This window comes from Enterobacter sp. AG326 (assembly GCF_004362415.1).
GTDB classification, from domain to species: domain Bacteria; phylum Pseudomonadota; class Gammaproteobacteria; order Enterobacterales; family Enterobacteriaceae; genus Enterobacter; species Enterobacter asburiae.
This window is the reverse complement of sequence record NZ_SNXG01000002.1, coordinates 823,576-843,653: the sequence shown is the minus strand read 5'-3', so window position 1 is coordinate 843,653 and position 20,078 is coordinate 823,576. Positions and strand designations below refer to the sequence as shown.

General features: G+C 54.9%; 21 protein-coding genes. 12 read left to right on the top strand and 9 right to left on the bottom strand.

Going from position 1 to position 20,078, the window contains the following annotated elements; translation table 11 throughout:
- Nucleotides 1–535 precede the first annotated feature (535 nt).
- On the top strand, nucleotides 536–2,044 hold the full coding sequence (gene dtpA, locus DFO52_RS11125; RefSeq protein WP_032657721.1) for a dipeptide/tripeptide permease DtpA: 1,509 nt from the start codon (nucleotides 536–538) through the stop codon (nucleotides 2,042–2,044).
- Nucleotides 2,045–2,144: 100 nt separating this feature from the next.
- The gene (gene gstA / locus DFO52_RS11120; RefSeq protein WP_029740317.1) at nucleotides 2,145–2,750 is read left to right on the top strand and encodes a glutathione transferase GstA; all 606 of its coding nucleotides are present in this window, start codon (nucleotides 2,145–2,147) and stop codon (nucleotides 2,748–2,750) included.
- Nucleotides 2,751–2,810: 60 nt separating this feature from the next.
- Here gstA and pdxY read toward each other — a convergent pair whose 3' ends face one another.
- The 5 genes from pdxY to anmK all read right to left on the bottom strand — a co-directional run bounded on the left by pdxY (nucleotide 2,811) and on the right by anmK (nucleotide 7,393).
- Nucleotides 2,811–3,671 carry a pyridoxal kinase PdxY gene (gene pdxY, locus DFO52_RS11115; RefSeq protein WP_133550376.1) on the bottom strand — a complete coding sequence of 287 codons (861 nt, stop codon included), beginning with the start codon at nucleotides 3,669–3,671 and terminating at the stop codon, nucleotides 2,811–2,813.
- Nucleotides 3,672–3,737: 66 nt separating this feature from the next.
- Nucleotides 3,738–5,012: a tyrosine--tRNA ligase gene (gene tyrS, locus DFO52_RS11110; protein ID WP_047648003.1), complete on the bottom strand. Its 1,275-nt coding sequence runs from the start codon at nucleotides 5,010–5,012 to the stop codon at nucleotides 3,738–3,740.
- A 125-nt stretch (nucleotides 5,013–5,137) separates the two neighbouring features.
- A complete protein-coding gene (gene pdxH / locus DFO52_RS11105) occupies nucleotides 5,138–5,794 on the bottom strand; it encodes a pyridoxamine 5'-phosphate oxidase (RefSeq protein WP_024909355.1) in 657 nt (218 codons plus the stop codon).
- 57 nt (nucleotides 5,795–5,851) lie between these two features.
- Nucleotides 5,852–6,175, bottom strand: coding sequence for a C-type lysozyme inhibitor (gene mliC / locus DFO52_RS11100; protein ID WP_059346604.1), 324 nt, complete (start codon nucleotides 6,173–6,175; stop codon nucleotides 5,852–5,854).
- A gap of 93 nt (nucleotides 6,176–6,268) precedes the next feature.
- Complete coding sequence (gene anmK, locus DFO52_RS11095; protein WP_133550375.1) at nucleotides 6,269–7,393, bottom strand: anhydro-N-acetylmuramic acid kinase; 1,125 nt, start codon at nucleotides 7,391–7,393, stop codon at nucleotides 6,269–6,271.
- A gap of 255 nt (nucleotides 7,394–7,648) precedes the next feature.
- Here anmK and slyB point away from each other — a divergent pair, with 255 nt between their 5' ends.
- Both slyB and DFO52_RS11085 read left to right on the top strand, forming a co-directional pair.
- Nucleotides 7,649–8,116, top strand: coding sequence for an outer membrane lipoprotein SlyB (gene slyB, locus DFO52_RS11090; RefSeq protein ID WP_023311367.1), 468 nt, complete (start codon nucleotides 7,649–7,651; stop codon nucleotides 8,114–8,116).
- A 199-nt stretch (nucleotides 8,117–8,315) separates the two neighbouring features.
- A complete protein-coding gene (locus DFO52_RS11085) occupies nucleotides 8,316–9,677 on the top strand; it encodes a GGDEF domain-containing protein (RefSeq protein ID WP_133550374.1) in 1,362 nt (453 codons plus the stop codon).
- Between the two features lie 35 nt (nucleotides 9,678–9,712).
- Here the strand turns inward: DFO52_RS11085 and slyA are convergent, their stop codons facing one another.
- Complete coding sequence (gene slyA / locus DFO52_RS11080; RefSeq protein WP_024909359.1) at nucleotides 9,713–10,153, bottom strand: transcriptional regulator SlyA; 441 nt, start codon at nucleotides 10,151–10,153, stop codon at nucleotides 9,713–9,715.
- Between the two features lie 186 nt (nucleotides 10,154–10,339).
- Between slyA and DFO52_RS11075 the strand changes: the two genes are divergently transcribed.
- From DFO52_RS11075 to DFO52_RS11065, 3 genes are read left to right on the top strand one after another with little or no spacing between them, the layout of a single operon-like run.
- Nucleotides 10,340–10,576: a DUF1656 domain-containing protein gene (locus tag DFO52_RS11075; RefSeq protein WP_032657739.1), complete on the top strand. Its 237-nt coding sequence runs from the start codon at nucleotides 10,340–10,342 to the stop codon at nucleotides 10,574–10,576.
- Nucleotides 10,577–10,578: 2 nt separating this feature from the next.
- Complete coding sequence (locus tag DFO52_RS11070; RefSeq protein WP_133550373.1) at nucleotides 10,579–11,439, top strand: HlyD family secretion protein; 861 nt, start codon at nucleotides 10,579–10,581, stop codon at nucleotides 11,437–11,439.
- The gene (locus DFO52_RS11065; RefSeq protein WP_133550372.1) at nucleotides 11,439–13,472 is read left to right on the top strand and encodes an FUSC family protein; all 2,034 of its coding nucleotides are present in this window, start codon (nucleotides 11,439–11,441) and stop codon (nucleotides 13,470–13,472) included. The genes DFO52_RS11070 and DFO52_RS11065 overlap by 1 nt, the downstream gene beginning before the upstream one ends.
- Here the strand turns inward: DFO52_RS11065 and sodC are convergent.
- From sodC to DFO52_RS11050, 3 genes are all read right to left on the bottom strand, one after another.
- Nucleotides 13,451–13,969, bottom strand: coding sequence for a superoxide dismutase [Cu-Zn] SodC (gene sodC, locus DFO52_RS11060; protein ID WP_045887807.1), 519 nt, complete (start codon nucleotides 13,967–13,969; stop codon nucleotides 13,451–13,453). The two genes, DFO52_RS11065 and sodC, sit on opposite strands and share 22 nt — an antisense overlap.
- An 81-nt stretch (nucleotides 13,970–14,050) precedes the next feature.
- On the bottom strand, nucleotides 14,051–14,947 hold the full coding sequence (locus tag DFO52_RS11055) for an aldo/keto reductase family oxidoreductase (protein ID WP_032638255.1): 897 nt from the start codon (nucleotides 14,945–14,947) through the stop codon (nucleotides 14,051–14,053).
- A gap of 48 nt (nucleotides 14,948–14,995) precedes the next feature.
- Nucleotides 14,996–15,235: a DUF1289 domain-containing protein gene (locus DFO52_RS11050; RefSeq protein WP_008500587.1), complete on the bottom strand. Its 240-nt coding sequence runs from the start codon at nucleotides 15,233–15,235 to the stop codon at nucleotides 14,996–14,998.
- 149 nt (nucleotides 15,236–15,384) lie between these two features.
- Between DFO52_RS11050 and eptA the strand changes: the two genes are divergently transcribed.
- The 5 genes from eptA (at nucleotide 15,385) to rnt (ending at nucleotide 20,056) form a co-directional block, all read left to right on the top strand.
- The gene (gene eptA, locus DFO52_RS11045; RefSeq protein ID WP_133550371.1) at nucleotides 15,385–17,010 is read left to right on the top strand and encodes a phosphoethanolamine transferase EptA; all 1,626 of its coding nucleotides are present in this window, start codon (nucleotides 15,385–15,387) and stop codon (nucleotides 17,008–17,010) included.
- Between the two features lie 41 nt (nucleotides 17,011–17,051).
- Nucleotides 17,052–17,651, top strand: coding sequence for a TetR/AcrR family transcriptional regulator (locus tag DFO52_RS11040; RefSeq protein WP_029739798.1), 600 nt, complete (start codon nucleotides 17,052–17,054; stop codon nucleotides 17,649–17,651).
- 53 nt (nucleotides 17,652–17,704) lie between these two features.
- Nucleotides 17,705–18,802, top strand: a complete 1,098-nt coding sequence (locus DFO52_RS11035; protein WP_029739797.1) for an alkene reductase — start codon at nucleotides 17,705–17,707, stop codon at nucleotides 18,800–18,802.
- Between the two features lie 100 nt (nucleotides 18,803–18,902).
- Complete coding sequence (gene gloA / locus DFO52_RS11030) at nucleotides 18,903–19,310, top strand: lactoylglutathione lyase (protein ID WP_013096923.1); 408 nt, start codon at nucleotides 18,903–18,905, stop codon at nucleotides 19,308–19,310.
- Nucleotides 19,311–19,405: 95 nt separating this feature from the next.
- Nucleotides 19,406–20,056, top strand: coding sequence for a ribonuclease T (rnt, locus tag DFO52_RS11025; protein ID WP_023311355.1), 651 nt, complete (start codon nucleotides 19,406–19,408; stop codon nucleotides 20,054–20,056).
- The last annotated feature ends 22 nt before the right edge of the window (nucleotides 20,057–20,078 follow it).

Genomic DNA, 20,078 nt, shown 5'->3' with positions numbered 1-20,078 from the left:
TTTGTCCGTCTTTCGCCTCCTCCAACCTGTCACTTGTTCGGTTGTTTAACGCTCAAACAGGTTAATACTTTTTTCATAGCCAAAAATTTCTATACATCTGTGATCGCGATCACCCTGATAACTTCATGTTGAATTTTTGTTGTCAAAATCCGCCTAAACCCTTTGCCTGGCAAGATACTCCCCCTCCATCACCGAAGATAAGACCAGCTATTTTTCAGAATATGGGCTATATCACTGCGCTAAGCGGCAAATAGCAGAACATATCGCCAAAGACCGGTCGAAGTGGGTTACTGCCAGTCGAAAAAACTACCTTTAATCATCGTATGAAATTTAACGCTGAATAACATTTATATGAACCGACGATTATACCACTTCAGATATATGTAACAGATTATTACAAACGTATTGCCAGATGGGGCAGGATAGTGAACATTACCCGCCGTTTCTCCTCCCAATATAACTATAAGGCGTATGGACTACGGCCATCACGCTATGAACACCCCCGTTAATATGGGATGTAAAAAAAGAGGTATATGTGTCTACTGCAAACAATAAACCAACAGATGAAAGCGTGAGTCTCAACGCTTTTAAACAGCCTAAAGCGTTCTATCTCATTTTCTCTATCGAGTTATGGGAGCGTTTTGGCTATTACGGCCTGCAAGGGATCATGGCGGTTTACCTGGTAAAACAGCTGGGTATGTCCGAAGCCGATTCCATCACGCTGTTCTCTTCCTTCAGTGCTCTGGTGTACGGTCTGGTCGCTATTGGCGGCTGGCTGGGTGATAAAGTCCTCGGAACTAAACGCGTCATCATGCTGGGCGCCATTGTCCTGGCGATTGGCTATGGTCTGGTTGCATGGTCAGGGCATGATGCCGCTGTCGTTTATATGGGTATGGCGACGATTGCCGTCGGTAACGGTCTGTTCAAAGCGAACCCGTCCTCCCTGCTTTCTACCTGCTACAACAAAGACGATCCGCGCCTAGACGGTGCATTTACCATGTACTACATGTCCATCAACATCGGTTCGTTCTTCTCGATGCTGGCAACCCCATGGCTCGCGGCGAAGTTCGGCTGGAGCGTGGCGTTTGCGCTGAGCTTCGTGGGCATGCTGATCACCGTGGTGAACTTCCTGTTCTGCCGCAGCTGGGTTAAAGACTACGGTTCAAAACCTGACTTCGAGCCTGTGCATATGGGCAAACTGCTGGCTACCATCGTGGGCGTTGTTGTCCTCGCGGCAATCGCCACCTGGCTGCTGCACAACCAGGGTATCGCCCGTGCCGTTCTGGGCGTGGTTGCGCTGGGTATCGTGGTCATCTTTGCGAAAGAAGCCTTCGCCATGCAGGGCGCTGCCCGTCGTAAGATGATTGTGGCGTTCATTCTGATGCTGGAAGCGATTATCTTCTTCGTGCTGTATAGCCAGATGCCAACTTCCCTGAACTTCTTCGCTATCCGTAACGTTGAGCATTCAATCCTCGGTATCGCGTTCGAACCTGAGCAGTTCCAGGCGCTGAACCCGTTCTGGATCATGATTGGTTCCCCGATTCTGGCCGCTATCTATAACAAGATGGGCGACCGTCTGCCAATGCCGCACAAGTTCGCCGTGGGCATGGTGCTGTGTTCTTGCGCCTTCCTGGTGCTGCCGCTGGGTACCAAATTTGCCACCGACGCCGGTATCGTGTCCGTTAACTGGCTGATCCTGAGCTACGCGCTGCAGTCTATCGGCGAACTGATGATCTCCGGTCTGGGCCTGGCGATGGTTGCACAGCTGGTGCCACAGCGTCTGATGGGCTTCATCATGGGTAGCTGGTTCCTGACCACTGCGGGTGCGGCAATCATCGCAGGTAAGATTGCTAACCTGATGGCGGTTCCGGAAAACGTGACTGACCCACTGCTTTCCCTGAACGTGTACGGCACTGTGTTCATGCAGATTGGTATCGCGACTGCGGTTATTGCCGTTCTGATGCTGCTGACCGCGCCGAAACTGAATCGTATGACTCAGGACGACGACAAGACGGCTGAAGCGACCAAAACCGCTACCGCGTAAGATTATTGAGAAACGACGAGCCGCTAATGCAGATTAGCGGCTTTTTTTTTGTCCGTTGGCGCACTAACATAGCTGAAACCTCAGCAAAAAGGAGTTACCGATGAAACTGTTCTACAAACCGGGCGCGTGCTCTCTTGCTTCCCATATCACCCTGCGCGAGAGCGGCAAAGATTTCACGCTGGATGGCGTTGATCTGATGAAAAAGCGTCTGGAAAATGGCGACGATTTTCTTGCTATTAACCCCAAGGGACAAGTTCCGGCTCTCTTGCTGGATGACGGTACTCTGCTGACCGAAGGCGTCGCGATTATGCAGTTCCTGGCAGATAGCGTACCCGATCGCCAGCTGCTGGCTCCGGTCAGTACCATTTCTCGTTATAAGACGCTGGAATGGCTGAACTACATTGCGACCGAACTGCACAAAGGATTTACGCCGTTGTTTCGCCCGGATACGCCAGAGGAGTTCAAACCGACCCTGCGTGCGCTTCTTGAGAAAAAGCTGCAGTACGTTAACGAATCGCTGAAAGACGAACAGTGGATTTGTGGTTCGCGCTTCACGATTGCCGATGCGTATCTGTTTACCGTGCTGCGCTGGGCGCGCGCGGTTAAGCTGAACCTGGAAGGGTTAGACCATATCGCATCGTATATGAAACGCATGGCAGAGCGTCCTGCGGTGGCTGCGGCGCTGAAAGCGGAAGGGTTGAACTAACCGAGCGGCCTGTGTTGCCGGGTGGCGCTAACGCTCACCCGGCCTGCACGTTTTGGCCGGTTATAACCGGGTTGCGCTGAAATAGTGCTCCGGCTTCGCGATACGATCCTGTGCCGCAACCACCTGCAGTTCATATTCCTGCATCTGTTTCGTCGCAATCATGATTTCGTACACCGCCGCGGTAACGTGCTCCAGCGCGTCGCGCATCGTCGCCCCCTGCAGTAATTTCACCAGCAGCAGACCGCTGGTGACATCCCCGACCCCAACAGGCTGGCGCAGGCCGAAATCCACCAGCGGACGGCTAATATGCCAGGCGTCATCTTTCGTCACCAGAAGCATCTCAAAACGGTCCTGGCTCAACCCTGCGCGGGCGAGATGTTTTACCAGCACCACCTCAGGCCCCTGAGCGATCAGCTCACGAGACGCGCTTACCGCCTCTTCAACGCTGTTAACCGGACGCTCGCAGAGAATTTCGAGTTCGACCAGGTTTGGCGCGATGATATCGCTGGCGGGCAGCGCGTGGCGGACGTGAAACTCTGCTACGCCTGGTGCCACGATGCAGCCTTTCTCCGGGTGGCCCATAACGGGGTCGCAGAAGTATTTTGCCGACGGGTTTGCGGCTTTCACCCGGCGTACGATGCCGAGGATATGCTCCCCCTGCTCCGCTGAGCCGAGGTAGCCGCTCAGCACGGCGTCACAGCGTTTGAGCTGGTCGATATCGGCAATCCCCTGCACAACCTCGGTGAGGTGCGAAGGCGGCATTACGCAGCCGGTCCATTTGCCGTATTGCGTGTGGTTAGAGAACTGCACGGTATTAAGGGGCCAGACGTTGACGCCGAGGCGACGCATCGGGAATTCCGCGGCGCTATTGCCGGCGTGTCCAAAAACAACGTGGGACTGAATGGCGAGGATGTTCTTCATTTTTTTCTTACCAAACCCTGAAAAAACAAAAGGGGCGTGGTTTCCCACGCCCCTGGAGACTGTTATTTATTTCCAGCAGACAAGGCAGTAGTTTTTCTTACCGCGACGCAGCAGCGTGTAGCGACCATACAGACGGTCACCGTCAACGAAGGTGTATTCCGGGTCGGCCTGTTTCTCACCGTTGATGGTGATAGCGTTAGAGGCGATAGTTTTACGCGCCTGACCGCGCGAAGGCTGGAGCTCAGAGTCCACCAGCGCCTGCATCAGGTCAGCCCCTTTTTCCATCTCAACCATCGGCACGCCGTCCTGCGCCAGCTGTTCGAAGTCCGCTTCACTCAGATCGCTCAGGGTACCGTTGAACAGGCTTGCGGTAATGCGTTTTGCCGCAGCCAGACCTTCTTCACCGTGAACCAGTTTGGTCACTTCGTCCGCCAGCACGTACTGGGCGCGCGGCGCTTTACCGCTGTTCTTGTCTTCTTCTTCCAGCGCGTTGATCTCTTCGATGTCCATAAAGGTGAAGAACTTCAGGAAGCGGTAAACATCGGCATCCGCCGTGTTGATCCAGAACTGGTAGAATTTGTACGGGCTGGTTTTCTTCGGATCGAGCCATACCGCGCCGCCTTCGGTTTTACCAAATTTGGTGCCGTCGGCTTTGGTGATCAGCGGAACGGTCAGGCCGAAGACCTGGTTCTGGTGCAGACGACGGGTCAGGTCGATACCGGAGGTGATGTTACCCCACTGATCGGAACCGCCAATCTGCAGGGAAACGCCGTGCAGCTTGTTCAGGCAGGCAAAGTCATAACCCTGCAGCAGGTTGTAGGAGAACTCGGTAAAGGAGATACCCTGGTCGTCGCGGTTCAGACGCTGCTTCACGGCCTCTTTGTTAATCATCTGGTTAACAGAGAAGTGCTTGCCGATGTCGCGCAGGAAGGTCAGCACGTTCATGCTGCCAAACCAGTCGTAGTTGTTCGCGGCAATGGCAGAGTTATCACCACAGTTGAAGTCGAGGAACGGTGCAACCTGTTTGCGGATCTTATCCACCCACTCCTGCACGGTATCTTCGGTATTCAGTTTACGCTCAGCGGCTTTAAAGCTTGGGTCACCAATCAGACCGGTCGCGCCGCCCACCAGCGCAACAGGCTTATGGCCCGCCATCTGGAAGCGTTTCAGGCATAACAATGGAACAAGATGCCCCAAATGCAAGCTGTCAGCGGTGGGATCGAAGCCGCAATAGAGCGCGATCGGGCCTTGCGCCAGTCGCTCTGCTAACGCTTCCTCGTCCGTCACCTGGGCCACGAGGCCCCGCTCTTGCAATTGTTTAATCAAGTTACTGCTTGCCATCAAATTCTCCATGTATAAACGACTGCACCTTTGCCGGTACACGACTTTTCGCCTGATGCGAAAGGACCATAGAATAAAGCGCAAGCGCGGTGTGCGCTAGCGCTTAAATCAACAAATTTCGGGGATTACGGTGCCAGTCTGTCGATTTTCCAGCCGCCATTCTCGCGCTGGTATAAGAAGCGGTCGTGCAGGCGATGTTCGCCCCCCTGCCAGAACTCCATCTGCTCAATCGGGATGCGGAACCCGCCCCAGAAACTTGGCAGAGGAATTTCACCCTGCTGGAACTTCTGTTTCAGCTCCAGGAATTTACTTTCCAGAACGCCGCGGGCAGAAATTCGGCTGGACTGTTTTGATACCCAGGCGCCAATCTGGCTGTCGCGAGGACGGCTGTGGAAATACTTCACCACTTCCAGCGTCGAGAGACGTTCCGCCTTGCCGGTGACCATTACCTGACGTTCCAGCATGTGCCAGGGGAACAGCAGGCTGATACGCGGATTGTTTTCTAAATGGTGCGCCTTGCGGCTGCCGAGGTTGGTATAGAACACCAGCCCTTTCTCGTCATAATGCTTGAGCAATACGATGCGCTGATACGGTTGGCCGTTTTCATCCACCGTCGCGACAACCATGGCCGTGGGATCGGCGAGTTTCGCTTCGCAGGCCTGTTTCAGCCAGCGTTCGAAAAGCACGAGGGGTTCAGCGGGAAGATCCTGGCGACGCAGGCCGCCTTTAGTGTATTCACGGCGCAGATGCGCAATTTGCTGCAGTTCGTCGTTATCTGACATGGCGTTAGCTGACATTGAGAATGGGTGGCGCTATTGTGCGCCGCCCCTGTAAAAATCTCAACGCTTCGGATTTTCGAGCTGGCAATTGTTCAGCACAATGCGGTCGCGTTTGTAGACCGTAGCGCTTTCGCCTTTTGACCAGAAGACGTAGATACCGTCGGTATAACGCGCGCCGGAAGCCGACATGCCCTGCTTCAGCGTCAGCAGTTTATTGTCGTAAACAAAGCTGGCTTCCTGGCGTGGGTTATTCAGCTTCACGGTCAGCGGTTTTTCGTCGCAGCGATACTCCAGCGTATCGGTCTGCATGCGTTCAAGGAGCTGGTTATAGACGCTGCATCCTGACAGCAACAAAGGCGCGGCAATAAGAAGAAGTTTTTTCATGGGCGTATTCCGAAGACTTTCCTGGTCCTGGAGGGCATGGCTGCCCTCCTGTTTCGTTCCATTCTAACGATGATGCGCCGCGCTGAATTTCAGTTAACTCTGATTATGACGAGGATTGGCCGGGAAAATCGCCCCGAGGACGCTCGCTTCACGAGCACCGGTTACCGACGGCAAGTTGCCCGGCAGTCCGGCAATGGTGCGCCAGGCAAGCCAGGCGAAGGCCAGCGCCTCCATATCATCCCCGCTGATACCGGCCTCATCGGTCGTGGTCACTTCGGTACCCGGCAGTAGCCCCGCAAGACGCGCCATCACCAGCGGGTTGCGGCTTCCTCCGCCGCACACCAGCAGGCGTTCACATCCGCCGCTGAGCAGAACCTGTTCGGAGATCGACACGGCCGTCAGCTCGGCAAGCGTCGCCTGGACATCCTGCGGCGCGAGCGCCGGGAATGGCGCCAGCTGACGCTCAAGCCAGCCCAGGTTGAAGTATTCACGCCCCGTGCTCTTAGGGGCCGGCAGGGCAAAATAAGGGGCGCTTAGCATCGACTGCAGCAGCGGAATAATCACTTTCCCCCCGCTCGCCCACTCCGCGTTTTTATCATACGGCTGACCACACTGCCGCCAGATCCAGGCATCCATTAGCATATTGCCCGGGCCGGTATCGTAGCCGCGGACGGGCAGCCCCGGAATGAGCATCGACAGGTTGGCAATCCCGCCAATGTTGAGCACCATGCGACGTTCTGTAGGGTGCGCCAGTAATGCCTGATGGAACGCAGGTACCAGCGGCGCGCCCTGCCCGCCAAGGGCGATATCGCGACGACGGAAATCGCCTACTACCGTCACGCCCGTCTTCGCCACAATCTGGTTGTTATCGCCGATTTGCAGGGTATGCGGGGCATCGCCGCCGGGCTCATGCCAGACCGTTTGTCCGTGACACCCGATGGCCACCACATCCTGCGGGCGAAGATGTTCTTTTTGCATCAAAGCCTGCACCGCATCCGCAAACAGCGCCCCCAGGCGAACATCAAGCTGTCCAAGCTGGGAGAGGGTTAGCTGCTGCCCCTGACAGATACTCAGAATATCCTCTTTCAGTGAAATGGGGATTGGCCAGGTCAGGCTCGCCTGCTGCGCCACCATGTTTTCGTCAATGGCGGCCAGAACGACATCTACCCCATCCAGACTGGTGCCTGACATCACACCAATGTAGCGACCCGATTTCATGCGCTTTCCTTACGTTGCGTGGGCTAAGGATATCCACTCAACCATAAACGGCGCAGCTTTGCCATCCGGCGATAATATTTTTTAACAATGTCAGACGGGTAACACGGGCGGTTCCTGTTTATGTCTCGTTAAGTCAAATTCAAGTACAATTTTCTTATTGTTAGTGCAAAGATATGAACTATGGCCCCTTATGCCATATAATTTAGCCATAACGGATGCCCCCAATCGGGCGTTTTTGGTGAACAGGAGATTCAAATGATTTTACGTGTACTGGGCGTTTCGCTGATTGGTTTAACTCTGGCTGGCTGTGTGAATGACAGTTCACTTTCTGGCGACGTTTACAGCGCTTCTGAAGCGAAACAGGTTCAGAACGTGACTTACGGTACCGTTGTTAACGCACGTCCTGTACAGATCCAGGGTGGTGATGAAAGCAACGTGATGGGTGCAATCGGCGGTGCCGTTCTGGGTGGTTTCCTCGGTAATACCGTCGGTGGCGGTACAGGACGCTCGCTGGCAACAGCCGCAGGCGCCGTTGCGGGTGGCGTAGCCGGCCAGGGCGTTCAGGGTGCGATGAACAAAACCCAGGGCGTAGAGCTGGAAATTCGTAAAGACGACGGCAGCACGATCATGGTTGTACAGAAACAAGGCAGCACTCGCTTCTCTGCAGGCCAGCGCGTTGTTCTGGCAAGCAACGGAAGTCAGGTGACCGTTTCTCCACGTTAATTAAAAATGGATGTGGTCATCAGGCCACATCCATTTACATTGTTTATCACTCCCACAAATACATTTACAAAATACATTCACCTCACCAATTATTAACCACGCCATATATTGTTTCTGCGCAAAGTATTTAGCGTGCTAATTGATTACACTCTCCGCAATACCCTCACCTTAATTCATTATAAAGTCATTAAAACCGTATATGTATGCGAATCATCGTTCTGTAAAGGGTCGTTATATCTCGTTCTGTCTAGGTTGTATTGCTGTTATCGGCATATTACACGCCCTGTTTTCAAAAATTGCCGAATGGGTTCCAACCTTTTCGTCTCACTTGTTCCCTACGCTCACCATTTTTTTACTGGTGTTTGATCTGTTTATTGCCTGCTTTATGGCAATGAAATACTGGTGTGACCGAAAACGGTTGTATCTGGTATCGCTCGCTTTTGCCTTTGCAGGGTCGGCATCGCTGATGGTCGGAACGCTGTGCAGCTTTCCCGCCTGGCTGGACCTCTATCAGTTCAACGCGGTGAACTACAACGATGCGATGATCTTCTATATGTTCCGCCATCTCTTAATGGCGGTGCTAATAATCGTTTCGGCAATACTCTATACCACGCGCAATTGTCCCCTTTCGCGGCTGGCGCATATCGCTATTGTGAGCGGCGAGTTTCTGTTTACCGTCTTTGCAGTAGGTTTGGCATGGATGTATTCCAGTCATTCTTCCTTTTTATCCATTGATCTTGTGGATAATGAAACCCGTGAATTTATGGTTCTCTGGAGCCACTTCATTAATATTGCATTAATTGCACTCTGGGTGGTGACATTAGCCACACTGATGTTTATTACGCTCATACGCAACTTATTCTGGGTGGGCGGTAATTTTCTGTGCGTCTGCTATATCGTCACGCTCTCAATGCTGTTAGTGGGTGGACATGTTGAAGATATCTCCTGGTATCGCGCTCGCTTATTTGAAACCGTCGCCACGCTGATGATCATTTTTGTTCTGCTCTACGATGTTTTCAGGCTGTATCGCGACTCGCACGTTAAGTATCAGCAGTCTTACCAGAACTCCATTCGCGACCCGCTGACGCGCCTGTATAACCGCAGTTATTTTTATGAAACGTTAAAGCAGGCGCTGGATATCGCCAAACCCAGCCGCCCGGTTTCCGTCATCGTCAGCGATCTCGATCGCTTCAAGCGTATCAACGACACCTACGGGCATCTTCAGGGCGACAAGGTCCTGCAGTTTGTCGCTAATCTGCTGATGGATTCCGTGCGCCCCCAGGACATCGCGGCCCGTATCGGTGGTGAGGAGTTTGTTCTGATGCTGGGCAACACCTCATCAGACGCGGCGTACCAGGTGGCGGAACGCATAAGGTTAAATCTCAGCAGCTTCGATAACAGCAGCAGCGGCGGTCAATTACCGGAGCCAATCACCATCAGCATGGGGGTGTTTACGGCAACGTCGCCCGCAATAGCCGCAGAAACCTGTGTGGAAAATGCCGACAAAGCGATGTATGAAGCGAAGGAGACAGGACGTAACCGCGTGGTGGTCTTTAAGTAAAAAAAGGCCTTGCTGCTGCAAGGCCTTGTTGTTTGTCAGTCGCGCGACTGTAGCTCATGGATGTTTTGCTCAAGGCGCCCAATGAGGCTGATGAGCATTTCCAGCTCCGCCGGTGAAACACCAGACAGGATTTCACCGCGCGTCTTGGTGATCACGGCTTCCATTTCCGTGATGATAGGCGCCGCTTTCTCGGTGAGTTTAATCCGCTTGGCGCGACGATCGCTGGCGCAGGTTTGCCGCGATATCAACCCCTTCTCTTCCAGCTGGTCAAGCGTGCGTACCAGCGACGGTTGCTCAATTCCTATCGCTTTTGCCAGTTGAATTTGCGACTGATCGGGCGGCAGCTGATGAATGTTGTGCAGCGTGACCCAATGCGTCTGTGTGAGTTCCAGAGGTTTCAGGCGATGGTCAATCAGAGCACGCCAGACGCGTACCAACCTTGCCAGATCAGAACCTAATGGCGATTCCAATTTCATCTCCTTATAATTAGCTTGCTAAGTTATTATACTGATTTTAGAATAGTGTGCAGCATTTGTATTGCCAAAACAAATGCAATACTGCATTCATCGAACTTAAAAGTATGACTTACACTGAATTGTGATGCTTCATCATACTAAGACAAGCCAACGCGGCATTCTGTTCACTGCAAAGGATTTCTGCCCGTGACGTTTTTTCATCGCTCAGAGGGTTTACCCCTTCAGGACCTGATCTTCGGTGCGTCAGTCTACTTTCCTCCTCTGTTTAAGGCCGTTCTGGTGGGCTTTATCCTCTGGCTCATCGCGCATCGTCTGCTTCGCGACTGGATGTACTCCGGCGAAATCTGGCATCCCATGCTGATGGATCTTTCCCTGTTTGCCCTTTCCGTATGCCTGGGCCTTGCCGTTTTGACTGTGTGGTGAATATGTCCCTGAAAACGCTAAAGTACTTTTCCACCCTGTTTGTCCTTGCCCTCGCGCTGGTTGCGGGCTGGTGGATGTGGAATTTTTATATGCAGTCGCCCTGGACGCGTGATGGCAAAGTCCGCGCTGAGCAGGTCAGCATTACCCCTCAGGTGTCGGGAAGTATTACGACGCTGTTGGTTAAGGATAACCAGTTCGTCAAAAAGGGAGACATTTTATTCCGCATCGACGACACCCCGTACCACATTGCGATCCTGAACGCCCAGGCGCAGCTGGCTAAAGCCCAGTCGGATCTGGCAAAGGCCAACAACGAGGCCAACCGCCGCCGCCACTTGTCGCAAAACTACATCTCAGCGGAAGATTTAGACACCGCCAATATCAACGTTAAGGCGATGCAGGCTAACGTCAACGTGGCGGAGGCGACGCTGAAGCAGGCGCAGTGGCAACTGACCCAAACCGTGATTACGGCACCTGTTGATGGATGGGTGACCAACCTCTCGGCCCGCGTGGGGAATTATGCTACCACGGGACAACCGATATTCGCCCTCGTCGACAGCCACTCCTTCTACGTCGTGGGCTATTTCGAAGAGACCAAGCTTCGACATATTCGCGAGGGTTCTCCAGCCGCAATAACGCTTTACAGCGGCTCGCAGAAGTTACAGGGTCACGTATCCAGCATTGGCCGCGCCATTTACGATCAAAGCGTTGAAACGGATTCAGGGCTGGTGCCGGACATAAAGCCGAACGTCCCCTGGGTGCGTCTGGCCCAGCGCGTTCCGGTTCGCGTGGAGTTTGACCGTTTACCGCAGGACATTACCCTTGTGTCCGGCACCACCTGCACTGTCTCCATCGGCAACCGGTGATGAAGCTGCAGGGTCTCTCCTGGCAAAACACGCCGTGGATGAAAGCGACGCGTCCCCAGTGGCGCTACGCGCTGCGTAACGGCATTGCCATGTGTCTTGCGCTGACTGTGGCTTATTACCTGAACCTGGATGAGCCCTACTGGGCGATGACGTCTGCGGCGGTAGTGAGTTTCCCGACGGTCGGCGGGGTGATCAGTAAAAGTCTTGGCCGCATCGCAGGCAGCCTGCTGGGCGCCACCGCGGCGCTAATTATCGCCGGCCATACGCTGAACGATCCGTGGCTGTTCCTGCTGAGCATGGCCGCATGGCTGGGGTGCTGCACCTGGGCCTGCGCCCATTTTACCAATAACGTCGCCTATGCGTTCCAGTTGGCAGGCTACACCGCCGCCATCATCGCCTTTCCGGTGGTTAACGTGCTCGACACCACCGAGCTGTGGGATATAGCCCAGGCGCGCGTCTGCGAAGTGATTGTCGGGATCCTCAGCGGCGGCTTCATGATGATGATCCTCCCCAGCACATCCGACGGCACCGCGCTCATCACCGCGCTGAAAACCATGCATACCCGGTTACTGGAACACGCGAGTCTGCTGTGGCAACCGGATACCAGCGACGATATCCGCCTCGCGCATGAAAAGGTTATCGGACAGATCCTGACGATGAATCTGTTGCGCATTCAGGCGTTCTGGAGCCACTACCGCTTTCGCCGCCAGAACACCCTGCTTAACTATCTGCTGCACCAGCAGCTGCGCATGACCAGCGCCATCTCCAGCCTGCGCCGGATGCTGCTCAACTGGCCGACGCCGCCTGAAAATACCCGAGCCGTGATTGAAACGCTGCTCGCGGCTCTTGCGCGCCCGGATGCGGACATTTACACCGTAGCGCGGATTATCGCTCCGCTCGCCCCGGTTGATGAGTACGACTACCGCCATCGCGCCTTCTGGCAGCGCCTGAATTACTTTTGCCGGCTGTACCTGCGCAGCAGCCGCTGGATTACGGCCGTCGAAAACGCGACCCCATTAACGGAGTTCAACGTCCCCGGCAGCCCGGCACTTGCGCGCCATACCGACTATCTTGAAGCGCTGTGGAGCGGTTTTCGCACCTTCTGCGCGCTGATGCTGGTGGGGGCGTGGAGCATTACCACGCAGTGGGAGTCCGGTACGGCGGCCCTGACGCTTGCCGCCATCAGCTGCGTGCTTTATTCCGTCGCGGCCTCGCCGTTCAACTCGCTTACGCTCCTGCTGCGCACGCTGGTGCTGTTGTCGCTTTTCAGCTTCGTGGTGAAGTTTGGCCTGATGGTGCAGATAAGCGATCTGTGGCAGTTCCTGCTTTTCCTGTTTCCCCTGTTAACCACCATGCAGCTTCTGAAGCTGCAAATGCCTAAGCTGGCGGGCCTCTGGGGACAGCTGATTGTCTTTATGGGCTCGTTTATCTCCGTGACGAATCCACCGGTTTATGATTACGCCGATTTTCTCAATGATAACCTGGCAAAGATCCTTGGCGTGGGGCTGGCGTGGCTGGCTTTTGCGGTGTTACGTCCCGGCTCCGATGCACGCAAGAGCCGCAGGCATATTCGGGAGTTACGCAGAGGGTTTGTCGACCAGCTCAGCCGTAAACCGCACCTGGGTGAAAACGAGTATGAATCGCTGGTCTATCATCACGTCAGTCAGCTGAATAACAGCCAGGACGCGCTGTCCCGGCGCTGGCTGCTGCGCTGGGGCGTGGTGCTGTTGAACTGCTCGCACGTGGTCTGGCAGCTTCGTGCGTGGGAAACGCGTTCCGATCCGCTGTCGCAGGTTCGTGATGTTTGCATCTCCCTGCTGCGCGATGTAATGAGCGAGCGCGGTGTCCAGCAGCGGCCGCTCGAAACCACGCTGAATGAACTGCAGCGGATCTGCGATACGCTGGCACAGCATCATTTGCCCGCAGCCCGTGATTTGGCCTCGATAATCTGGCGCCTGCACTGCTCGCTCTCGCAGCTGGAACAGGCACCGCCACCGGGAACGATTGGGGATCAGATCACGCCGCACGCATAGCGTGCCCCGCCGCCGCCAAGCGGTTTAGGCCGATCGGACATATTGTCGCCGCCGACATGGATCATCAGCGCTTTGCCTTTCACCTCATCCAGCTTTTTCAGTCGAGGCGCGACAACGGGATCGGTGGCTTTACCGTCGTTATTCACCACCAGCACTGGCAGATCGCCTAAATGCCCCATTCCATCCGGGCCTTCATGCTTGCCGGAATGCTGCGGGTCGAGGTGACCCCCTGCCGCTTCCGCCGCCGACGGTTTGCCCTCTTTTAAAGCGGGCTGACAGCTGCCTTTGGCGTGAACATGGAAACCATGTTCACCGGGAGGGAGGGCTTTGAGGTTGGGTGCAAACTCCAGTCCTTTATCGGTTTCAGTGATTTTCACCGTTCCGATGGACTGACCCACACCCTGTGGGGTGACGAGATTCATTTCCACTTCGTCACTGGCTGCCTGCGCCCCTGCGCAAACAACCAGCGTGACCAGTGCCAGAGCAAAACGCTTCATAATGACCTCCGCGGGTTATTTTTTGCCCCTTAAGTGTATACCAGGGGCAAAGATTTGACCGGAAAGTCACCTTCAGGCGGTTTATGGTACGTCGTAACCCAGCGCGGCCTTACGGATGCGGAACCACTGCTGACGGGTCATCTGCAGCTCTTCAGCGGCCAGCGCAGAACGCACGCGCTCAATTTTGCCGGAACCGATAATCGGCAGCGGTTTTGACGGCAGGCGCAGGATCCATGCGTAAACCACCTGTTCGATGCTCTCCGCGTTCAGTTCGCGGGCGATGGTTTCAAGCTCGTTGCGCAGCGGCTGGAACTCATCATCATTGAACAGACGTCCGCCCCCCAGGCACGACCACGCCATTGGGCGAATGCGCAGCTGCTGCAGCTGATCGAGGGTACCGTCCAGCAGCAGCGGCTGGTGGACCGGAGAGATCTCAACCTGGTTAGTGGCCAGCGTAAACGGCAGGCGCGACTGAAGCAGCGCAAACTGTGCCGGGGTAAAGTTAGAGACGCCGAAGTGACGCACTTTCCCACTCTGGTGCAGGTTCAGGAAGGCTTCCGCCACCTCATCGGCATCCATCAGCGGGTCGGGGCGGTGGATTAACAGCAGGTCGATACGGTCGGTCGCCAGATTGACCAGCGACTGCTCGGCGCTCTTGATGATATGCGCACTGTCGGTGATGTAATGACCGAGGGCGTGTTCAGGTTTTGCCGTGGTGGCAATCCCACACTTCGTGACGATCTCCATGCGATCGCGCAGGGCCGGAACCAGCTTGAGCGCCTCGCCGAACGCGGCCTCGCACTGGTAGCCACCGTAAATATCCGCATGATCGACCGTGGTGATGCCTAAATCAAGGTGCTCTTCAATAAAGCTCGCCAGCTGGAGGGGGGACATATTCCAGTCCATCAGACGCCAGTAGCCCATTACAAAACGGGAGAATTCTGGCCCCTGGGGGGCAAGGGTAATTCGCTGAACCATAACATTTTCCTCAAGGACGTAATGTCATGAGTATACGCAATTACCGTGTTAAAAAAGTGAAGGTTGCTGGGGTTCTTCGGTTTCACCCGCTTTGTTTGCGCGTATTTTGCGCAGAAGACGCTGTCGGCAGAGGCGTAACACCTCCTGCTTTTGCGTGTCGCTAAAGTTTTGCCAGTTAAAACGCTCATCGCGGGTACGCATGCACCCGCGGCAATATCCGCGTTCATCGACCTGACAAATCCCCCGGCACGGGCTCTGGATGGGGAAAAACTCCAGCTGCTCTGCCACACTCACCTCCCGAAAGCACCTCTCACCTACAGTGAAGACGTTAATCGCGCCACGTGCAAGGCCTATATCACAGATTTGTGGCATTAAGGTTTCACTAATCTTCCCTCTCTATACTCGGCCCATCATGACAATAACGGGTTTACCGATCGATGTGGTTAATCAAAAAGTTACAATGTAACGACATTAAATTTACTCTGGGCTGTGCACTTTTCTTTACTCTGCTGAACGGGCTGTTTATCCAGCGCAGCTGGGCCATTATCGGCCCAGTCCATCTGCACGACTTCCTCTTTGCCGCCTCCGTACCGCTGGTGCTATTTTGCGGCTGGGTGATTGTCTTTAGCCTGCTTAACATCCCGTATCTCCGCAAGCCGCTGCTGATTGTATTGACGATCGGATGCGCCGCGGCAACCTACTTTATGTACACCTATGGCGCGGTGATCGATCAGAACATGATTGTGAACGTGTTCGAAACCAACTCTCAGGAAGCGACCGCCCTGGTGACCCCGCAGATGATTCTGTGGATTGTTATAGCCGGCCTCGTTCCCTCCGTGGTGCTGGCGTTGACCCGGATTCGTACCGGAAAATGGTGGTACGCGCTGCTGACGCGCGTTGCCGCGATGCTCGGCGCTCTGCTGGTGATTATCCTCATTGCCGCGCTGTTTTATAAAGATTACGCGTCGCTGTTCCGCAATAACAAAAGCATCGTCAAAATGGTCACCCCGGCGAACTATGTCAGCGCCGTGGTGAAGTACAGCAAGATGCGCTGGTTTGCCGGCGATCAAACGCTGGTGCGCATTGGTGAAGATGCCCATAAAGGGTCACTGATTACCGGTCAACAAAAGAAAACCGTTCTGGTGCTTGTCGTCGGCGAAGCCTCGCGCGCGGCAAACTACTCCCTGAACGGTTACGAACGCGAAACCAACCCGGAGCTGAAAAAGCAGGACGTGATTAACTTCCCGCAGGCCTCCTCGTGTGGTACCGAAACCGCGGTTTCCGTTCCCTGCATGTTCTCCGGCATGACGCGCAGCAAATACGATGCCGACCTGGCTCACCATCGCGAGGGACTGCTCGACGTGCTCAAGCATGCGGGTATCAACCTGCTGTGGCGCGACAACGACGGCGGCTGTAAAGGTGCCTGCGATCGGGTGCCCCATACCGACATGACGCAGTGGCAGCTGGATCAGTTCTGCAAAGACAAATCCTGCATTGACGACGTGAACTTCTATCGTCTGGACAACGTGCTGGATGGCGTGAGGCAAGATACGGTGCTGGTTATCCACCTGATGGGGAGCCACGGTCCGGCATACTATCGCCGTTACCCGGACAACTTCCGTAAATTCACCCCAACCTGCGACACCAATGAGATTCAGGATTGCGATCATCAGGCGCTGATAAATACCTATGACAACACCATCCTCTATACCGACAGCATGGTCAGCAAAACCATCGATGCGCTGAAAGCGCGCCAGTCGAGCATGAACACCGCCCTGATTTATCTTTCAGATCACGGTGAATCGCTGGGTGAAAGCGGTATTTATCTGCACGGTACGCCGTACATGCTGGCGCCGGAGCAGCAAACGCATATTCCGTTTATGTTCTGGCTGTCACCGGATTACGCGAAAAACTTTGGCATCAACGAACAGTGTTTGCGCGACCATGCAGCAAAAAATGCGGTTTCCCAGGACAATTTATTCTCAACCGTATTGGGTATGATGGACGTGAAATCAACGGTTTATCAACCGCAGCTGGATATACTGAGCGCATGTCGCCCGTAAACTCGCTTGCATTAGACCGAACGGTCTATTAGAGTGCGGCCATGAGCAGAAATACTGAACACGATACCCGCGAACATTTACTGGCAACCGGCGAGCGACTTTGCATGCATCGCGGGTTTACCGGTATGGGGTTGAGCGAGCTGTTAAAAACCGCTGAGGTACCGAAGGGGTCGTTTTATCACTACTTCCGGTCCAAAGAGGCTTTTGGCGTAGCGATGCTGGAGCGTCATTATGCTGGCTACCATCAGCGTCTGGCGACCCACTTTGCTTCAGGTGAAGGTAACTACCGGGATCGTGTTCTGAACTACTATCAGGAAACGCTGAACCAGTTCTGTCAGCAGGGCATTATCAGCGGATGCCTGACCGTTAAGCTGTCTGCAGAAGTGTGCGATCTTTCTGAAGATATGCGCACGGCGATGGATAAAGGTGCCCGCGGCGTTATCGCCCTCCTGGCCCAGGCGCTGGAGAAAGGCCGCGATGAAAAAACGCTGGCCTTTTCCGGCGAGCCGCTAACCCAGGCGCAGGTGTTATATGCGCTCTGGCTAGGCGCTAACCTGCAGGCAAAAATTTCGCGCAGTGCCGTGCCGCTGGAAAGCGCGCTGGCACATGTGAAAAACAGCATTACTGCGCCTGGCATTTAACAGGCGTTTTTATTTACCCAACTACTAGTCGACTGGTCTACTCAGGAGTCTTTATGTCAGCTGAAAAATTATTTACCCCACTGAAAGTGGGTGCCGTCACTGCGCCAAACCGCGTGTTTATGGCTCCGCTTACCCGTCTGCGCAGCATTGAGCCGGGCGACATCCCAACCCCACTGATGGGTGAATACTATCGTCAGCGCGCAAGCTCTGGCCTGATCATCACCGAAGCCACGCAGATTTCCGCTCAGGCTAAGGGTTATGCGGGTGCGCCGGGTCTTCACAGCCCGGAACAGATCGCCGCATGGCAGAAAATCACCGCGGGCGTTCACGCTGAAGAGGGTCGCATTGCGGTCCAGCTGTGGCACACCGGTCGTATCTCTCACAGCAGCATTCAGCCTGGCGGCCAGGCACCGGTCTCCGCTTCAGCCCTGAGCGCAAATACCCGTACTTCCCTGCGTGATGAAAACGGCAATGCGATCCGCGTGGATACCTCTATGCCGCGTGCGCTTGAGCTGGACGAGATCCCGGGTATCGTGAACGACTTCCGCCAGGCCGTGGCCAACGCCCGTGAAGCCGGTTTTGACCTGATTGAGCTGCACTCCGCGCATGGCTACCTGCTGCACCAGTTCCTGTCACCGTCGTCTAACCACCGCACCGACCAGTACGGCGGCAGCGTCGAAAACCGCGCTCGCCTGGTGCTGGAAGTGGTTGATGCCGTATGCCAGGAGTGGAGCCCGGATCGTATCGGGATCCGCGTCTCCCCAATCGGTTCTTTCCAGAACGTCGACAACGGTCCAAACGAAGAAGCCGATGCTCTTTATCTGATCGAAGAACTGGCAAAACGTGGCATCGCCTATCTGCACATGTCCGAGCCGGACTGGGCTGGCGGTAAACCTTACACGGACGCTTTCCGTCAGAAAGTGCGCGAGCGTTTCCACGGGGTGATCATCGGTGCGGGGGCTTATACCCCGGAAAAAGCCGAAGATCTGATCGGCAGAGGGCTAATCGATGCCGTCGCGTTTGGCCGCGACTACATCGCCAACCCGGATCTGGTTGCCCGTCTGCAGAAAAAAGCGGCCCTGAACCCGCAGCGCCCGGAAAGCTTCTACGGCGGCGGCGCGGAAGGCTACACCGACTACCCTTCTCTGTAATCTCGCCGTTGTTCATTGATAGCGGCGATACTTCGCCGCTATACTAAAACATCGTTTCTGTTCAAAAAGACAGTCTATTCTATTGGTTAATGAGGAAATTATGCGCCTACTTCACACCATGCTGCGCGTTGGCGACCTGCAACGTTCCATTGATTTCTACACTAACGTCCTGGGCATGAAGCTGCTGCGCACCAGCGAAAACCCGGAATACAAATACTCGCTGGCGTTCGTGGGTTACGGCCCGGAAACGGATGAAGCGGTGATCGAGCTGACCTATAACTGGGGCGTAGACAGCTATGAGCTGGGCACCGCCTACGGCCACATCGCGCTGGAAGTGGACAACGCGGCCGAAGCGTGTGAGCGCATTCGCAGCAACGGCGGTAACGTGACGCGCGAAGCGGGCCCGGTAAAAGGCGGCACCACCGTGATTGCGTTCGTGGAAGATCCGGATGGTTACAAAATCGAGCTGATTGAAGCCAAAGACGCGGGTCGCGGTCTGGGCAACTGATCCCTTAGGGCGCAACATGCGCCCGTAGTTTTACTGCATCACCCTGCAAAATTTGCCATAATGCGCTCTGCTTTTTCCCCTTGTAAGAGACCCTGATGTCCGATAACGCTCAATTTAGCGGTCTGTGCGACCGTTTTCGTGGTTTTTATCCCGTTGTCATTGATGTAGAAACAGCCGGATTTAACGCTAAAACCGATGCGCTGCTCGAAATTGCCGCCATCACGCTGAAGATGGATGAACAGGGCTGGCTTACACCGGACACCACGCTGCATTTCCACGTTGAACCTTTCGAAGGGGCAAACTTACAGCCGGAAGCGCTGGCGTTTAACGGTATCGATCCGCATAACCCGCTGCGTGGTGCAGTCAGTGAATATGATGCGCTGCACGCCATTTTCAAAATGGTACGTAAAGGCATGAAAGAGAGTAACTGCAGCCGCGCCATCATGGTGGCCCATAACGCCACCTTCGATCACAGCTTTACCATGGCCGCCGCGGAGCGCGCCGCGCTTAAACGCAACCCCTTCCATCCTTTTGTGACCTTCGACACCGCCGCGCTGAGCGGCCTGGCTCTGGGACAAACGGTGTTATCTAAAGCCTGCATCACGGCGGGTATACCTTTTGACGGTACGCAGGCGCATTCCGCTTTATACGACACGGAGCGCACCGCAGAGCTGTTCTGTGAGATCGTCAACCGCTGGAAGCGTCTGGGCGGCTGGCCGCTGCCGATGGGCGACAGCGAAGAATAAAAAAAAGCGACCTTATCAGGTC

Coding starts and splice junctions, on each gene's coding strand:
- gstA (WP_029740317.1), top strand. CDS start 2,145: ATGAAACTGTTCTACAAACCGGGCGCGTGCTCTCTTGCTTCCCATATC.
- pdxY (WP_133550376.1), bottom strand. CDS start 3,671: ATGAAGAACATCCTCGCCATTCAGTCCCACGTTGTTTTTGGACACGCC.
- tyrS (WP_047648003.1), bottom strand. CDS start 5,012: ATGGCAAGCAGTAACTTGATTAAACAATTGCAAGAGCGGGGCCTCGTG.
- pdxH (WP_024909355.1), bottom strand. CDS start 5,794: ATGTCAGATAACGACGAACTGCAGCAAATTGCGCATCTGCGCCGTGAA.
- mliC (WP_059346604.1), bottom strand. CDS start 6,175: ATGAAAAAACTTCTTCTTATTGCCGCGCCTTTGTTGCTGTCAGGATGC.
- anmK (WP_133550375.1), bottom strand. CDS start 7,393: ATGAAATCGGGTCGCTACATTGGTGTGATGTCAGGCACCAGTCTGGAT.
- slyB (WP_023311367.1), top strand. CDS start 7,649: ATGATTTTACGTGTACTGGGCGTTTCGCTGATTGGTTTAACTCTGGCT.
- DFO52_RS11085 (WP_133550374.1), top strand. CDS start 8,316: ATGTATGCGAATCATCGTTCTGTAAAGGGTCGTTATATCTCGTTCTGT.
- slyA (WP_024909359.1), bottom strand. CDS start 10,153: ATGAAATTGGAATCGCCATTAGGTTCTGATCTGGCAAGGTTGGTACGC.
- DFO52_RS11070 (WP_133550373.1), top strand. CDS start 10,579: ATGTCCCTGAAAACGCTAAAGTACTTTTCCACCCTGTTTGTCCTTGCC.
- DFO52_RS11065 (WP_133550372.1), top strand. CDS start 11,439: ATGAAGCTGCAGGGTCTCTCCTGGCAAAACACGCCGTGGATGAAAGCG.
- sodC (WP_045887807.1), bottom strand. CDS start 13,969: ATGAAGCGTTTTGCTCTGGCACTGGTCACGCTGGTTGTTTGCGCAGGG.
- DFO52_RS11055 (WP_032638255.1), bottom strand. CDS start 14,947: ATGGTTCAGCGAATTACCCTTGCCCCCCAGGGGCCAGAATTCTCCCGT.
- eptA (WP_133550371.1), top strand. CDS start 15,385: ATGTGGTTAATCAAAAAGTTACAATGTAACGACATTAAATTTACTCTG.
- DFO52_RS11040 (WP_029739798.1), top strand. CDS start 17,052: ATGAGCAGAAATACTGAACACGATACCCGCGAACATTTACTGGCAACC.
- DFO52_RS11035 (WP_029739797.1), top strand. CDS start 17,705: ATGTCAGCTGAAAAATTATTTACCCCACTGAAAGTGGGTGCCGTCACT.
- gloA (WP_013096923.1), top strand. CDS start 18,903: ATGCGCCTACTTCACACCATGCTGCGCGTTGGCGACCTGCAACGTTCC.
- rnt (WP_023311355.1), top strand. CDS start 19,406: ATGTCCGATAACGCTCAATTTAGCGGTCTGTGCGACCGTTTTCGTGGT.